The 14,743-nt window shown below is 63.8% G+C and carries 13 protein-coding genes and 6 tRNA genes; 17 read left to right on the top strand and 2 right to left on the bottom strand.

The genetic code is table 11. The features are described from left to right. The first annotated feature begins 272 nt into the window (after positions 1 to 272). From MXC99_RS08335 to MXC99_RS08280, 12 genes are all read left to right on the top strand, one after another. Complete coding sequence (locus MXC99_RS08335) at positions 273 to 1,013, top strand: beta-ketoacyl-ACP reductase (RefSeq protein ID WP_247724994.1); 741 nt, start codon at positions 273 to 275, stop codon at positions 1,011 to 1,013. A 118-nt stretch (positions 1,014 to 1,131) separates the two neighbouring features. Beyond that, positions 1,132 to 1,722: a polyhydroxyalkanoate synthesis repressor PhaR gene (phaR, locus tag MXC99_RS08330; RefSeq protein ID WP_247724993.1), complete on the top strand. Its 591-nt coding sequence runs from the start codon at positions 1,132 to 1,134 to the stop codon at positions 1,720 to 1,722. Between the two features lie 64 nt (positions 1,723 to 1,786). Continuing rightward, positions 1,787 to 3,118, top strand: coding sequence for a 30S ribosomal protein S12 methylthiotransferase RimO (rimO, locus tag MXC99_RS08325; protein ID WP_247724992.1), 1,332 nt, complete (start codon positions 1,787 to 1,789; stop codon positions 3,116 to 3,118). 40 nt (positions 3,119 to 3,158) lie between these two features. Continuing rightward, the gene (gene rssA / locus MXC99_RS08320; protein WP_247724991.1) at positions 3,159 to 4,139 is read left to right on the top strand and encodes a patatin-like phospholipase RssA; all 981 of its coding nucleotides are present in this window, start codon (positions 3,159 to 3,161) and stop codon (positions 4,137 to 4,139) included. A gap of 18 nt (positions 4,140 to 4,157) precedes the next feature. Next, positions 4,158 to 5,600, top strand: a complete 1,443-nt coding sequence (locus MXC99_RS08315) for an FAD-binding oxidoreductase (RefSeq protein ID WP_247724990.1) — start codon at positions 4,158 to 4,160, stop codon at positions 5,598 to 5,600. Between the two features lie 89 nt (positions 5,601 to 5,689). Beyond that, positions 5,690 to 5,765 (top strand) — tRNA-Ala (locus MXC99_RS08310). A gap of 22 nt (positions 5,766 to 5,787) precedes the next feature. Continuing rightward, positions 5,788 to 5,863, top strand: a tRNA-Glu gene (locus MXC99_RS08305). Positions 5,864 to 5,928: 65 nt separating this feature from the next. Beyond that, positions 5,929 to 6,005: transfer RNA gene (locus MXC99_RS08300), tRNA-Asp, on the top strand. A 95-nt stretch (positions 6,006 to 6,100) separates the two neighbouring features. Then, positions 6,101 to 6,176: transfer RNA gene (locus tag MXC99_RS08295), tRNA-Ala, on the top strand. 22 nt (positions 6,177 to 6,198) lie between these two features. After that, positions 6,199 to 6,274, top strand: a tRNA-Glu gene (locus MXC99_RS08290). A 65-nt stretch (positions 6,275 to 6,339) separates the two neighbouring features. Then, positions 6,340 to 6,416 (top strand) — tRNA-Asp (locus MXC99_RS08285). Between the two features lie 348 nt (positions 6,417 to 6,764). Continuing rightward, on the top strand, positions 6,765 to 7,619 hold the full coding sequence (locus MXC99_RS08280) for a 3-hydroxybutyryl-CoA dehydrogenase (protein WP_247724997.1): 855 nt from the start codon (positions 6,765 to 6,767) through the stop codon (positions 7,617 to 7,619). Positions 7,620 to 7,702: 83 nt separating this feature from the next. On the opposite strand, the gene rho is transcribed toward MXC99_RS08280, so the two are convergent. Both rho and trxA read right to left on the bottom strand, forming a co-directional pair. Further along, a complete protein-coding gene (rho, locus tag MXC99_RS08275) occupies positions 7,703 to 8,962 on the bottom strand; it encodes a transcription termination factor Rho (RefSeq protein ID WP_282099861.1) in 1,260 nt (419 codons plus the stop codon). Between the two features lie 178 nt (positions 8,963 to 9,140). Then, on the bottom strand, positions 9,141 to 9,467 hold the full coding sequence (gene trxA / locus MXC99_RS08270; RefSeq protein WP_107220401.1) for a thioredoxin TrxA: 327 nt from the start codon (positions 9,465 to 9,467) through the stop codon (positions 9,141 to 9,143). Positions 9,468 to 9,762: 295 nt separating this feature from the next. On the opposite strand from trxA, the gene fdxA reads away from it, so the two are divergent. The 5 genes from fdxA to ilvN all read left to right on the top strand — a co-directional run bounded on the left by fdxA (position 9,763) and on the right by ilvN (position 14,712). Beyond that, entirely contained in the window at positions 9,763 to 10,086 is a 324-nt protein-coding gene (fdxA, locus tag MXC99_RS08265) for a ferredoxin FdxA (RefSeq protein WP_107220402.1), read from the top strand. 101 nt (positions 10,087 to 10,187) lie between these two features. Then, positions 10,188 to 10,649, top strand: a complete 462-nt coding sequence (locus MXC99_RS08260; RefSeq protein ID WP_107220403.1) for a CBS domain-containing protein — start codon at positions 10,188 to 10,190, stop codon at positions 10,647 to 10,649. A gap of 103 nt (positions 10,650 to 10,752) precedes the next feature. After that, entirely contained in the window at positions 10,753 to 12,435 is a 1,683-nt protein-coding gene (locus tag MXC99_RS08255) for an AMP-binding protein (RefSeq protein WP_247724988.1), read from the top strand. 292 nt (positions 12,436 to 12,727) lie between these two features. Then, positions 12,728 to 14,395: an acetolactate synthase large subunit gene (ilvB, locus tag MXC99_RS08250; protein WP_247724987.1), complete on the top strand. Its 1,668-nt coding sequence runs from the start codon at positions 12,728 to 12,730 to the stop codon at positions 14,393 to 14,395. Then, the gene (gene ilvN / locus MXC99_RS08245) at positions 14,395 to 14,712 is read left to right on the top strand and encodes an acetolactate synthase small subunit (RefSeq protein WP_075149416.1); all 318 of its coding nucleotides are present in this window, start codon (positions 14,395 to 14,397) and stop codon (positions 14,710 to 14,712) included. The genes ilvB and ilvN overlap by 1 nt, the downstream gene beginning before the upstream one ends. The last annotated feature ends 31 nt before the right edge of the window (positions 14,713 to 14,743 follow it).

Genomic DNA, 14,743 nt, shown 5'->3' with positions numbered 1-14,743 from the left:
GCTGCTCGATACGACGCGACGACTCCAGTGTCTTTCATGAACCGCCGTATGCGGAACCGCACGTACGGTGGTGTGAGAGGGCGACGGGGGTGACCCCGTCCCCTACTCGATTCCGGAGGCTGTTTTTATTGCGTTGCAGCACGGCTCCTCGAGTGCGTTTATAATGCCTCTACCCGGCAGCTGACGCGCTGCCGCATGAAGGGCCGGACCCGTTTCCCGGGGTACTTGCGGAGCGGGCCCGGCATTGAAAATCGCCTCGGAAGGATCACAACATGTCCCAGAAAATCGCCCTCGTAACGGGCGCAATGGGCGGCCTCGGTACCGCGATCTGCCAGTCCCTAGCCAGGGACGGCATGAAGGTGGTGGCGAACTGCCTGCCCGGCTTCGATCAGAAAGAGGGGTGGCTGGCAGCCCAGCGCGACCTGGGGTTCAATTTCGTTGCCGCGGAAGGGGATGTTTCCGACTACGACTCCTGTGCGGCGATGGTCGCCAGGATCGAAGCCGAAGTCGGTCCGGTCGATGTGCTGGTGAACAACGCCGGCATCACCCGCGACAAGTTCTTCCCCAAGATGCAGAAAGCGCAGTGGGATGCGGTGATCAACACCAACCTGAACAGCCTGTTCAACGTGACTCATCACGTCTCGGCGAAGATGGCCGAACGTGGCTGGGGGCGGATCATCAGCATTTCGTCGGTGAACGGGGTCAAGGGCCAGGCTGGCCAGACCAACTACTCCGCGGCCAAGGCCGGCGTACTCGGCTTCACCAAGGCACTGGCAGCCGAACTCGCGACGAAGGGGGTTACGGTCAATGCCGTCGCACCGGGCTACGTCGGCACCGAGATGGTGATGGCGATCCGCGATGACATCCGCCAGGGCATCATCGACACCATCCCGATGGGACGTCTGGGGCGTCCGGACGAGATCGGCGACCTGTGCGCCTATCTCGCCTCGGACAAGGCGGCCTACATTACCGGTGCTACCATCAACATCAACGGCGGCCTGCACATGTGCTGATGCTGCACTGTGTCAGGCGCGTGATCACGAAGCCCCGTCCAGCGACGGGGTTTCGTTTTCGCATCGCGATATAATCCACCAGCAAGCGCGGAACGGCCCGCACCGAGGAGACGGAGAAATGCCCGAGCAGCAGCGCCTGATCAAGAAATACCCCAACCGCCGTCTATACGACACCCGCACCAGTTCCTACATCACTCTGTCCGACGTCAAGGAGCTGGTATTGGGCAATGAGGAATTCCAGGTTGTCGATGCGAAGACGGGGGAGGATCTGACGCGCACCATCCTGCTGCAGATCATCCTCGAGGAAGAGGCCGGGGGGGCGCCGATGTTTACCAGCGATCTGCTCGCGCACATGATCCGCTTTTATGGCAATGCCATGCAGGGGATGATGGGCAAGTATCTGGAAAGCAACATCAAGGCATTTACCGAAATGCAGGGCAAGCTCCAGGACCAGGCCCGCGCGATCTACGGCGAGAACAGCCCGGTCGGCCAGGATCTCTGGGCCCAGTTCCTCAATTTCCAGGGACCGGCGCTGCAGAGCATGATGGGCGCCTACGTGGACCAGTCCAGGAAAATGTTCGAGCAGATGCAGCAGCAGCTCGAAAGCCAGACCCGCAACATGTTCACCGGCTTTCAGTTCCCCCAGTACGCCAGGCCCGGCGAGGAGCGCACCGCACCCGCCGCCGGGAAGGGTGACTCCGACAAGTAAGACCCGAACCGACGTATCGCCCCGGGCTTACGCCGATTCGACTGCTGACAAGGCCAGCGCCAGCATGACCACTCTCAAGACTCCGGAACTGCCGCGCATCGGCATGGTGTCCCTCGGCTGCCCGAAGGCAACGGTGGATTCCGAACACCTCCTGACCCGGCTGCGCGCCGAAGGTTACTCGATTTCCGGCAGCTACGACGACGCCGATCTGGTGGTGGTGAATACCTGCGGTTTCATCGATGCGGCGGTCGAAGAGTCGCTCGACGCGATCGGCGAGGCGCTGGCCGAGAATGGCAAGGTCATCGTCACCGGCTGCCTCGGCGCCAAGGACGACATCGTGCTCGCCACCCATCCGCAGGTGCTGGCCGTGACCGGCCCGCATGCCACCGAAGAGGTGATGCATGCGGTGCATAAGTATCTTCCCAAGCCCCACGATCCGTTCACCGATCTGGTGCCGCCGCAGGGCATCCGCCTGACGCCGCAGCACTACGCTTACCTGAAGATTTCCGAAGGCTGTAACCACCGCTGCTCCTTTTGCATCATTCCGTCGATGCGCGGTGATCTGGTCAGCCGGCCGATCCACGAGGTGATGCGCGAGGCCGAGGCACTGGCCGAGGCCGGGGTGAAAGAGATCCTGGTGATTTCGCAGGACACGTCCGCCTACGGCGTCGATGTCAAGTACCGCACCGGATTCTGGGGCGGTCGCCCGGTGAAGACCCGCCTGCTCGAGCTGGCCAGAGCCCTGGGCGAGCTCGGGATCTGGATCCGCATGCACTACGTGTACCCGTATCCGAGCGTAGACGAGCTGATCCCGCTGATGGCCGAAGGCCGCATCCTGCCGTACCTGGATGTACCCTTCCAGCACGCCAGCCCGAAAATCCTGAAGGCGATGAAGCGGCCGGCGAATGCCGAGAACGTGCTCGAGCGCGTGCGCAAGTGGCGCAGCATCTGCCCGGATCTGACCATCCGCTCGACCTTCATCACCGGCTTCCCGGGCGAGACCGAGGACGACTTCGAGATGTTGCTGAACTTCCTCGAGGAAGCCCGGCTCGACCGCGTTGGCGCGTTCGCCTATTCTCCGGTGGAAGGGGCGGCAGCGAACGAGCTGCCCGGTGCCGTGCCCGATGAGACCCGGGAGGAGCGGCGGGCGCGGTTGATGGATTTCCAGGAGGACATTTCCACCCAGCGCCTCGAGGCGAAGATCGGCCGCGAGATGACCGTGCTCGTGGACGAAATCGATGAGGAGGGGGCGTTCGCCCGTTCGCCGGGGGACGCGCCGGAAGTCGATGGGCTGGTGGTCATTCCCGACAGCGAAGGTCTGGTGCCGGGCGATTTCGTGCGGGTGCGGATCACCGATTGCGATGTCCATGATCTTTACGCCGAACGCCTGGGCTGAGCTTCGAGCCCGGCGCAGGCCTGTGGTGCTGGAGTAGCGCATGAGCAAGGCGGCGCCGAGTTCAGGGGCCATCCCGGCGGTGGCGCGCAAGCACCACGCTCCGGTGGTCGGGGTTGCGCTGGGCAGCGGTGCGGCGCGCGGCTGGGCGCATCTGGGCGTGTTGCGCGCGCTGGCAGGCGAAGGCATCGTTCCCGACGTCATCTCCGGCTGCTCGATCGGGGCGTTTGTCGGCGCCGCCGCCGCAGCGGGGGACCTCGACAAACTCATCCGCTGGGCGGACGCGCTGAAATGGCAGGATGTGATGTCCCTGCTCGACGTTTCCCTGCGCGGCGGCTTGATCAAGGGCGAGCGCCTGATCGGCTTTTTCGAGCGCAATTTCACCGACCGTGACTTCTCCGAGCTTGACCTGCGCTTCGCCTGTGTTGCGACCGAGTTGTCGACCGGGCGCGAAATCTGGCTCCATGACGGCAGCGTGGCGGCGGCGGTGCGGGCTTCGATCGCGCTGCCCGGGTTGATGACGCCGGTCATGCACGACGGGCGCGTGCTCGTCGATGGCGGTCTGGTCAACCCGGTGCCGGTATCGCTGTGCAGGGCGATGGGAGCGGATATCGTGATTGCCGTCGATCTCGGTTCGGACATCGTCGGTCGTGCCGCGCGTCGCACCGTACCCCAGCCGGTCGCGGAAGTGGATGCCGAAACAGGGTGGACGGAGCGCTTGTTCACCCGTTTCGCCTCCGCCGCCGGCGAGAGCCTGGCCCAGGCCCGGGCCGCCGCTTTTGCCGATGATGGCGGACTGCCCTCGATGATCTCGGTGATCAGTTCCAGCCTCAACATCATGCAGGTCCGGATCGCCCGCAGCCGTCTGGCGGGCGACCCCGCCGACGTGCTGATCGCTCCGCGGGTCGGCCAACTCGCCCTGATGGATTACCACCGCGCCGCCGAGGCGATCGCCGAAGGAGAGGCCGCCGTGGCCCGCATGCGCCCGCTGCTGCACGAGGTGATGGGGCGGGACACGGACTGAGGAGGTGGGAGAAATACGATGAACGAACTGCTCGCCGCACTGGTCCGCGCGGTCGGCGCCGACCATGTGCTGACCGTGCCGGAAGACATGGCGCCCTTTCTGACCGACTGGCGCGGGCGTTACCACGGCGATGCCTTGGCGGTGGTGAAACCGTCGACCACGGTGCAAGTGGCCGAAGTGGTTTCGATCTGTTCCCGGGCAGGGATGGCCATCGTGCCCCAGGGTGGCAATACCGGCTTGTGCGGTGGCGCGACACCACTGCCCGGCGGCCGGGCCGTGGTGCTCGGACTGTCCCGGCTCGACCGCATCCGGGCACTCGACACCGACAACGACACTGTCTGCGTCGATGCCGGCTGCACGCTGGCGGCGGTGCAGCATGCCGCTGCCGAGGCCGACCGCCTGTTTCCGCTGGCGCTGGCTTCCGAAGGCAGCTGCCTGATCGGGGGCAATCTGTCGACCAATGCCGGCGGGGTGCAGGTGCTGCGCTACGGGAATGCCCGCGAGCTCGTACTCGGGCTGGAAGTGGTGCTGCCCGACGGGCGGGTGTGGAATGGTTTGCGCGGCCTGCGCAAGGACAACACCGGCTACGACCTGAAACAGCTGTTCATCGGTGCCGAGGGAACGCTGGGGGTCATCACGGCGGCGGTGTTGAAGCTGTTCCCGGCGATCCGTTCGCGTGCTACCGCTTGGGTGGCCGTGCCCGACCCGCGGGCCGCCGTCCGCCTGCTCGGTCTGCTGAGATCGCACTGTGGCGATCGGGTCAGCGCTTTTGAGATTATCGGGCGCAGTGCTCTTGAACTCGTGCTCGAGCATATTCCTTCGGCCCGCAATCCTCTTTCCCGGATGGCCCCATGGGCCGTGTTGGTCGAACTGTCCGACACCGCGGCCGATACCGCTTTGGAGGCGAGACTGCAGGAAGTCCTGAGCCTGGGGGGCGAGCAGGGCCTGGTCGAAGATGCGGCGATCGCCGCAAGCCTTGTCCAGGCACAGGCGTTGTGGACGCTGCGCGAGAGCATCTCGGAGGCCCAGCGCATCGAAGGCCTCAGCATCAAACACGATGTCGCCGTGCCGGTCAGCCGCATTCCCGAGTTTCTCGAGCGGGCGGGCGCAGCGCTGCACAGCGTGTGGCCCGAGGCGCGCATCGTGGCCTTCGGTCATATCGGCGACGGCAATCTTCACTTCAACCTTTCCAAGCCGGATGCCGCGGAAAACGCGGCCTTCATCGAACGGACGCCCGAGGCGAACCGTATCGTGCATGACTTGGTGACGGAACTCGGCGGCTCGATTTCGGCCGAGCATGGTCTCGGTCAGCTCAAACGCGATGAAATTTTGCGCTACAAGCCGGCGGTCGAGATGGATATGATGCGCACGATCAAGCAGGCTTTCGACCCGCGAGGGCTGATGAATCCGGGCAAGCTGCTGCAGCTCGAACGTCAGGAGACGGTCGAGAGTGCAGGGTAGAGCCGCCAGCGTTGAGCCAACTCAAAATAAAGCGCGAAAGAGGTTTACAGCGATCCCGGCGAGTCCTATAATGCGCGCTCTTCGGTGACGGGGGTATAGCTCAGCTGGGAGAGCGCTTGCATGGCATGCAAGAGGTCAGCGGTTCGATCCCGCTTACCTCCACCAACACGAAGTTTTGCAGTATGCAGTCCCCATCGTCTAGAGGCCTAGGACACCGCCCTTTCACGGCGATAACCGGGGTTCGAATCCCCGTGGGGACGCCAGTCAAGGTGCTTCAGCCATAAAGCTGAAGTGCAAAGCCGGCAGCGATGTCGGTGCAGGTCAGTGCGGAGTGGTAGTTCAGTCGGTTAGAATACCGGCCTGTCACGCCGGGGGTCGCGGGTTCGAGTCCCGTCCACTCCGCCAGTTTCAAACAGGCTGTCGCCTGTTTTGCCCTGAAGTCGAAGTGTCGGGGTAGTTGCGGTAAGCTTGCGTGCAAGATAGAATTACCAGCTCGTTGTGGGGGTATAGCTCAGCTGGGAGAGCGCTTGCATGGCATGCAAGAGGTCAGCGGTTCGATCCCGCTTACCTCCACCAACACGAAGTTTTGCAGTATGCAGTCCCCATCGTCTAGAGGCCTAGGACACCGCCCTTTCACGGCGATAACCGGGGTTCGAATCCCCGTGGGGACGCCAGTCAAGGTGCTTCAGCCGTAAAGCTGAAGTGCAAAACCGGCAGCGATGTCGGTGCAGGTCAGCGCGGAGTGGTAGTTCAGTCGGTTAGAATACCGGCCTGTCACGCCGGGGGTCGCGGGTTCGAGTCCCGTCCACTCCGCCACCAAAAAGGGAGCCTTTGGGCTCCCTTTTTTCGTTCACGCCGAGCATGGGCGCGCTCTTCGAGGGTGGTCTGGCGTGGGAAGGCTGGTTCTGGCTGGCGCACGCCGATTGCTGTCACTTTGCCGCTCCAGGGGGAAACTGCGCAGGCTTGCGTCTGTGTCCGCCATGGGTTTTTGCGGTCTCCGTCCGGGGGCAGGGAGGTCGCGGACATCGATATGTGGCAAGTGCTGGTGCGAGCGGACCGAATCCGCTAAAGTGCCTGCCCATACGTACCGGTATGGAATGAGCGGCATTCCGCTTCGAGGTGCGCCATCGATCGATTGGACAATTGGACAGGAGCGAAATGAGGATGACTATCGGCAAGATCGGAGTCGTTGGGGCGGGGACAATGGGAAATGGCATCACCCAGGCGTTCGCCGTTGCAGGGCAGGATGTGATCATGATGGACGTCGGCCAGTCGCAAATCCAGCGCGGCCTGGATACCATCAGCGCCAGCCTGGAGCGGCTGGTCAAGAAGGACAAGATGAGCGCCGAGGAGAAAGCTGCGGCGATGGCGCGGATCGCCACTGCCACTTCGTCGTCGGCCTTGGCGGACTGCGACCTGGTGATCGAGGCCGCGACCGAAAACCTGGAGCTCAAGCTCAAGATATTCGCCGACCTCGACCGCGTCATGAAGAGCGAGGCGATTCTGGCCAGCAATACTTCGTCGATTTCCATTACCAAGCTCGCCGCGGCGACCTCGCGCCCGGACCGGGTGATCGGCATGCACTTCTTCAATCCGGTGCCGATGATGGCACTGGTCGAGCTCATCCGCGGGCTGCAGACGAGCGACCGGACCTATGCCGCAGTCGAAGCGGTCGCCAAGGTAATCGGGAAGACTCCGGTTCAGATCAAGAACAGCCCCGGGTTCGTGGTGAACCGCATGCTGTGCCCGATGATCAACGAGGCGATTTTCGCCCTCGGCGAAGGCCTGGCTACGGCGGCCGAGATCGACGAGGCGATGAAGCTCGGCTGCAACCATCCGATCGGTCCGCTGGCGCTGGGTGACCTGATCGGCCTGGATGTCGAATTGGCGGTGATGCAGGTGCTGTTCGAGGGCTTCAAGGATCCTAAATACCGTCCCGCTCCGCTGCTGGTGGAGATGGTGGAAGCCGGGTATCTCGGACGCAAGACGGGGAAGGGTTTTTACGACTACGGCCAATGATGGCGTAGCCGGGCAAACCAAGAAAAAACGCCATCACGTGACTGATGGCGTTTTTCTTTGTGCCGGGCTTTCTGCCTGCCTTTCTAGCCGCGGCCCGAACGCATCGCGTCGAAGAACTCGGCATTGCTCTTGGTGGCCTTGATCTTGTCGAGGAGAAACTCCATCGCGTCGATGTCGTCCATGCCGTACAGCAGCTTGCGCAGGATCCACACTTTCTGCAGCACGTCGGCCTTGAGCAGCAGCTCTTCGCGCCGGGTGCCGGAGCGGTTGACGTTGATCGCCGGATAGACGCGCTTTTCCGCCATGCGCCGGTCGAGGTGGAGCTCCATGTTGCCGGTGCCCTTGAATTCCTCGTAGATCACGTCGTCCATGCGGCTGCCGGTGTCGATCAGCGCGGTGGCGAGGATGGTCAGCGAGCCGCCTTCTTCGATGTTGCGCGCCGCACCGAAAAAACGCTTCGGCTTTTGCAGTGCGTTGGCATCGACGCCGCCGGTCAGCACCTTGCCGGAAGCCGGCACCACGGTATTGTAGGCGCGGGCGAGGCGGGTCAGCGAGTCGAGCAGGATCACCACGTCGTACTTGTGCTCGGTCAGGCGCTTGGCCTTCTCGATCACCATTTCGGCGACCTGGACGTGGCGGGTCGCGGGCTCGTCGAAAGTCGAGGCCACGACTTCACCCTTCACCGAGCGCAGCATTTCCGTCACTTCTTCCGGGCGCTCGTCGATCAGCAGCACGATCAGCTTGACGTCCGGATGGTTGGTGGCGATCGCGTGGGCGATGTGCTGGAGCATGACCGTCTTGCCGCTCTTGGGCGGAGCGACGAGCAGGCCGCGCTGACCCTTGCCGATCGGCGCGATCATGTCGATCACGCGGCTGGTGATGTTCTCCTCGCCGCGGATTTCGCGCTCGAGCTTCAGGCACTCCTGCGGATGCAGTGGAGTCAGGTTCTCGAACAGGATCTTGCTTTTGCACTCTTCCGGCGGGCGGCCGTTGATGCGGTCGAGCTTGACCAGAGCGAAGTAGCGCTCGCCATCCTTGGGCGTGCGGATCTCGCCTTCGATGGTGTCGCCGGTGCGCAGGTTGAAGCGCCGGACCTGCGAGGGCGAGACGTAGATGTCGTCGGTCCCGGCCAGGTACGAGGTGTCGGGCGAGCGCAGGAAGCCGAAGCCGTCGGGCAGCACTTCGAGCGCGCCGTCACCATAGATCGGCTCACCCTTCTTGGCCCGATTCTTGAGCAGGGCGAAGACGAGTTCCTGTTTCCGCAGCCGGTTTGCGCCTTCGATCTCGTTTTCGACCGCCATCTGCAGCAATTCGCTGACATGGAGGGCCTTGAGCTCCGACAGATGGAGACCGGGCCCGGCGGATTCACCGGATGAAGAAGCCGTTTCCTCGTACGTCCCTTCGACGTCGAAGAGTTCGTTTTCGGGCGGGGTATTCTGGGGGGGATTACCGTCGCGGTTGCGCGTGCCGCGGCGACGGGCACGCGAAGAACCGCGAGAACGGGCCGGAGCCTGGTCCGGCTTAGATGTTGCTGTCAATGAAGGCGGTCAGTTGAGATTTGGAAAGGGCGCCCACTTTGGTCGCCTCGACATTGCCGCCCTTGAACAGCATCAGCGTGGGAATGCCGCGGATGCCGTACTTGGCCGGAGTCTCCTGGTTTTCGTCGATGTTGAGCTTGGCGACCTTGAGTTTGCCGGCGTAATCCTTCGCGACGTCGTCAAGGATGGGGGCGATCATCTTGCACGGGCCACACCATTCGGCCCAGTAATCGACCAGCACCGGGATCTGGGACTGCAGCACTTCGGCTTCGAAGCTGCCGTCGGTCACATAATGGATATGCTCGCTCATGATTCCTCACGTCAGGGATAGCAGATGACAACGAGAGTCTGGGACTGTGCTCGCGGGGGTACTGCTCGGATGGGGCGGAGTGGCGGAGAGCGCACACCGGATGCGGAAGGCAGGCGCCTCCCTGAAGAAGTTCAGCGGGAAGTTATGCGAAGGCGGCAGTCGCGTCAAGAAAATTGACCGCTTCCGCCGTTATTTGTTGCGCCGGACCGTGGCGAAAAAGCAAACGACTGCACTATATTGCGGATGCGCTCCGCACGTCGATGCGGGCGGCCGCCATCCCCAAGGAGAAAACATCATGGCTTACGTTGTGACCGAGAGCTGCATCCGCTGCAAATATACCGATTGTGTCGATGTCTGCCCGGTGGATTGCTTCCGGGAAGGTCCGAATTTCCTGGTGATCGACCCCGACGAGTGCATCGACTGTACCTTGTGCGTGGCCGAGTGCCCGGTCGAGGCCATCTTCGCCGAGGATGACGTGCCTCAGGACCAGCAGCGCTTCATCGCCCTCAATGCCGAACTTGCCAAGCAGTGGAAACCGATCGTCGAGCGCAAGGACGCGTTGCCCGATGCCGAGGACTGGGCGAAGGTAAAAGGCAAACTGGGCGAGCTCAAGCGCTGAAACCCTGCTGTCGACCGGGGTTCCGCTTTGCCTCGCCCGGCCGATGCACTAAGATGGCGCACAGTCGATTGTTCGGTAAACACGGAGTGCAAGGGGGCGTCATGTTGGTGAGCGAGATTCTCGCGATCAAGGGTAAGGTGCTGTTCACCATCGGGCCCGGCAGAAGTGTCGCGGAAGCGGTCGAAATCATGAACGAGCAGGATGTCGGCTCGCTGGTGGTCTTTTCCGGCGGGCGGATGACGGGAATGCTGACTTTTCGCGAGGTGTTGCAGGCCGTGCAGCGTGGAGGGGCGGACTGGCAGGCGCTCAGCGTCGAGGACGTGATGGTCCGGGATCCGTTCGCCGCCTCGCCGAACATGGAAATGGACGAGTTGCGTCGCCTGATGGTCGAACACCACCAGCGCTATCTGCCGGTGATGGACGAGCACATTCTTCTTGGCGTGGTCAGCTTCCACGATGTCGCCAAGGCGGTGCTGGAAGAGCAAAGCTTCGAGAACCGCATGCTGAAGAACTACATCCGCAACTGGCCCGAAGCCGAAGAGGGCGAACAGCCGGGGAAGTGAGGGCGCAGGTTTTCGGCGCGACCCGCGGGACGCAGGCTCTGCACGGGGGCTGCGTAAGCGCGGGAGGCCGGTCTGCGTGTTTTCCGCGGTGGGAGGAACGGGCGTGGACAAGATCTGGCTGAGAAGTTACCCGCCAGGCGTGCCGGACGAAATCGACGTCGACGAATTCCGTTCGTTGGGCGAACTCTTCGCCCGCAGCGTCGCTCGTTTTTCGGCCAAAACGGCTTATGTCTGCATGGGGCGTACGATCTCCTATGCCGAACTGGATGCCCGATCGGCGCGCTTCGCGGCGTATCTGCAGGGAGAGCTCGGCTTGCGCAAGGGCGCGCGCGTCGCCCTGATGATGCCGAACCTGCTGCAGTACCCGATCGCGATGTTCGGCGCGCTGCGCGGCGGATACACGGTGGTCAATGTCAATCCGCTTTACACCGCGCGGGAGCTGGCGCACCAGCTCGCCGACTCCGGGGCCGAGGCGATCGTCATCCTCGAGAACTTCGCCCACACGCTCGAGCAGGTGCATGCGGGCCTGGCGCTGAAACAGGTGATCGTCACCAGCGTCGGCGAAATGCTCGGTTTTCCCAGAGGCGCAATCACCGATTTTGTCCTCCGCCGAGTCCGGCGGATGGTTCCGCCATGGCGCATCGAGGGTGCGATCCGCTTGTCGCAGGCGCTCGCCCGAGGGGCGGCGCACCCGTTGCAGGCGGTCGATACCGGCCATGACGACATCGCCTACCTGCAGTACACCGGCGGCACCACCGGGGTGGCCAAAGGGGTGGTGCTGACGCACCGCAACATCATCGCCAATTTGCAGCAGGCGCACGCCTGGATCCGGCCCGTCGTGCGCGAGGGCGAGGAAACCATCATCACCGCGCTGCCGCTCTATCACATTTTCTCGTTGACCGCGAACTGCCTCACCTTTTTCAAGATCGGTGCGACCAACGTCCTGATTCCCAATCCGCGCGACATTCCTGCTTTCGTCGGCGAACTCCGCCGCCACCGCTTCACTGTGATCACCGGGGTCAATACCCTGTTCAATGCCCTGCTCAACAACCCGGATTTCGCCCGGCTCGATTTTTCCAGCCTGCGGGTGGCGCTCGGAGGCGGCATGGCCGTGCAGCAGGCGGTAGCCGACAAATGGCGCCAGCTGACCGGCAAGGCCCTGGTCGAAGCCTACGGCCTCACCGAAACCTCGCCTGCGGTCACGATCAATCCGCTCGACATCGGGCGCTTCAACCACTCCATCGGCCTGCCGCTGCCTTCGACCGAGATCAGCATCCGGGACGACGACGACAGGGAGCAGCCGCCGGGGCAGCGCGGAGAGCTCTGCATCCGCGGTCCGCAGGTCACGCCGGGCTACTGGAACCGTCCGCAGGAAACCGCGCGCGCGTTCACCGCCGACGGCTTTCTCCGCAGCGGAGACATCGCGGTGATCGACGAGAACGGCTTCATCACCCTGGTCGACCGCAAGAAGGACATGGTCCTGGTGTCCGGCTTCAACGTGTACCCGAACGAGATCGAGGATGTGATCGCCAGCCTCCCCGGCGTGCTCGAAGTGGCGGCGGTCGGTGTGCCCGACGAGCATAGCGGTGAGGCGGTGAAGGTGTTCGTCGTGCGCAAGGATCCGGCCCTTACGGCCGAGGCGGTGATCGCCCACTGCCGGGCCAACCTGACCGGCTACAAGGTGCCGCGTCACGTCGAGTTCAGAACGGCGCTGCCCAAGAGCAATGTCGGCAAGGTTCTGCGCCGGGAACTGCGCGACAGCGCTTCGACGCCTGCAGCGAGCTGAGCATGCACGGCACAACGTGCTTGTGCCCGGGAGGTTTTCATGCTTAAACTGCGAGCACCGCTTCACCCACCTCTTTCGTTTCGAGCCGCAATGTTCCCGTCCGCCCGTTCCTTCGTCCCGACCCGTACCGCAGCGGTAGTACGCGTAGTAGGCGTAGGCATGCGCGCGTCGTAACGGGACAGCTCACTCAGGCACAGCAGCAACACCAACCCCCGTCGGCGCACCAGGCCGGCGGGGGTTTTGCTTTTGTATCGCCGGTCGAGTCGCCACTTTCGCAGTCAAGGAGAAAGAGATGATGCAACTGACCGGCGCACAACTGATGGTGCGCCTTCTCGAGCGCCAGGGCGTGTGCACCATCGCCGGGATTCCCGGCGGCGCCATCCTGCCGTTTTACGATGCCCTCGCGAGCAGCGCGCAGATCCGCCACGTGCTCGCCCGTCACGAGCAGGGGGCGGGGTTCATCGCCCAAGGCATGGCGCGGGTGAGCGGAGTGCCGCAGGTGTGCGTCGCCTCCAGCGGTCCGGGCGCCACCAACCTCGTCACCGCGATTGCCGATGCCTGCCTCGATTCGATTCCGATGGTCGTCATCACCGGCCAGGTGCCGCAGGCGATGATCGGCACCGACGCCTTCCAGGAGGTGGATATCTACGGCATCACGGTGCCGGTGACCAAGCACAATTATCTGGTCCGCTCGGCCCAGGAACTGCTGCAGGTCATCCCCGATGCGTTCCGCATCGCGATGTCGGGCCGTCCCGGACCGGTGCTGATCGACGTTCCCAAGGATGTGCAGAACCAGTTCGTCGCGGTCGACGAACTGCCGCCGCCGGCGCTGCCCGGCGTGCCGCCGGCGCTCGACCTTGCGGCGGTCGAGGCGGCGGCGAAGAGGATCAATGAGGCCGAGCGGCCGGTGCTGTACCTGGGCGGCGGCGTCATCCACGGCGCTGCCGCGGCGCTCGCGGTGCGCCTTGCCGAGCAGGCCGGGCTGCCGACGACGATGACGCTGATGGCGCTCGGGGCGATGCCTATCGACCATCCGCTGTCGCTCGGCATGCTGGGCATGCACGGTGCGCGCTACACCAACTTCGTGCTCGAAGAAGCCGACTTGCTGATCTGCCTCGGTGCGCGCTTCGACGACCGCGCGATCGGCCGCGCCGCGCAGTTCTGCCCGAACGCGAAGGTGGTGCATATCGACATCGACCGCGCCGAACTGCACAAGATCAGGAATGCCCATGTCGCCATTCACGCCGATCTCGGCCCGGCGCTCGAAGCCCTGCTGCCGCGCATCCGACCGGCCTTGCGCGAGCGCTGGCGGTCGCACGTGCAAAGCCTGAAGCTGCGCTTTCCGATGCGCCTGCCGGGGGTGGATGACGTGCGCAGCCACTACGGCCTGGTCCATGCCGTGGCCGCCGCGCTCGACGACCGCGCGATCATCGCCACCGATGTCGGCCAGCACCAGATGTGGGTCGCACAGGCCTATCCTTTCCGCCGTCCGCGTCAGTGGCTAACTTCCGGCGGGCTGGGCACGATGGGCTTCGGCCTGCCGGCGGCGATCGGTGCGGCGCTGGCCGAGCCCGAGCGCACCGTGGTGTGCTTTACCGGCGACGGCAGCTTCAAGATGAACATCCAGGAACTGGCGACGCTGGCGGAGGAGGGGCTGAAGGTCAAGATCGTGCTGATGAACAACAACGCGCTCGGCCTGGTGCACCAGCAACAGCACTTTTTCTACGGCAAGCGTTTGTTCGCCTCGAAATACCGCGCCGCACCTGATTTCACCAAAATCGCCGAAGGTTTCGGCGTCGCCGCGCTCGATCTGGACCAGGCTGACGACCCGCGCGCGGCCCTCGCCGAGGCCTTGCACGCGCCGGGGCCGTGCCTGATCCACGCCAGCATCGACTGCGAGCAGTTCGTCTACCCCATGGTGCCGCCGGGTGCGGCCAACACCGAAATGATCGGAGACTGATGATGATCGAACAGGTTGCCGACCCCCTGCCCCAGGCGGGTTATGCCAAAGTCGTCCTCGAGCTGGACGTGAACAACCATCCCGGGGTGATGAGCCACATCTGCAATCTTTTCGCCCGCCGTGCCTTCAACGTCGAGGGGATCCTGTGCATGCCGGTATCCGACGGCCGGCGCTCGCGCATCTGGCTGCTGGTGTTCGAGGATCTGCGCCTGGAGCAGATGGTCCGCCAGCTCGAAAAGCTCGAAGATGTCCTCACCGTGCGCCGGCACGGCACCGAGCACGAGGTGTTCGAACGGCTGGAGCGCTTTTTCCACTGACGGCGCGGGGCATGCCCGTTTCGTGTGCCGG

Origin of the sequence: Thauera aromatica, assembly GCF_023093595.1 — a bacterium.
GTDB lineage: Bacteria > Pseudomonadota > Gammaproteobacteria > Burkholderiales > Rhodocyclaceae > Thauera > Thauera aromatica_A.
Note: the sequence above shows the minus strand (reverse complement) of the source record. Positions and strands in the feature narration are given on the sequence as shown.

Bases quoted from the DNA above. Each gene is read 5' to 3' on its own strand.
- ilvB (WP_247724987.1), top strand. From the start codon at position 12,728: ATGATGCAACTGACCGGCGCACAACTGATGGTGCGCCTTCTCGAGCGC.
- phaR (WP_247724993.1), top strand. From the start codon at position 1,132: ATGCCCGAGCAGCAGCGCCTGATCAAGAAATACCCCAACCGCCGTCTA.
- MXC99_RS08335 (WP_247724994.1), top strand. From the start codon at position 273: ATGTCCCAGAAAATCGCCCTCGTAACGGGCGCAATGGGCGGCCTCGGT.
- rimO (WP_247724992.1), top strand. From the start codon at position 1,787: ATGACCACTCTCAAGACTCCGGAACTGCCGCGCATCGGCATGGTGTCC.
- rssA (WP_247724991.1), top strand. From the start codon at position 3,159: ATGAGCAAGGCGGCGCCGAGTTCAGGGGCCATCCCGGCGGTGGCGCGC.
- ilvN (WP_075149416.1), top strand. From the start codon at position 14,395: ATGATGATCGAACAGGTTGCCGACCCCCTGCCCCAGGCGGGTTATGCC.
- MXC99_RS08315 (WP_247724990.1), top strand. From the start codon at position 4,158: ATGAACGAACTGCTCGCCGCACTGGTCCGCGCGGTCGGCGCCGACCAT.
- MXC99_RS08280 (WP_247724997.1), top strand. From the start codon at position 6,765: ATGACTATCGGCAAGATCGGAGTCGTTGGGGCGGGGACAATGGGAAAT.
- MXC99_RS08260 (WP_107220403.1), top strand. From the start codon at position 10,188: ATGTTGGTGAGCGAGATTCTCGCGATCAAGGGTAAGGTGCTGTTCACC.
- fdxA (WP_107220402.1), top strand. From the start codon at position 9,763: ATGGCTTACGTTGTGACCGAGAGCTGCATCCGCTGCAAATATACCGAT.
- trxA (WP_107220401.1), bottom strand. From the start codon at position 9,467: ATGAGCGAGCATATCCATTATGTGACCGACGGCAGCTTCGAAGCCGAA.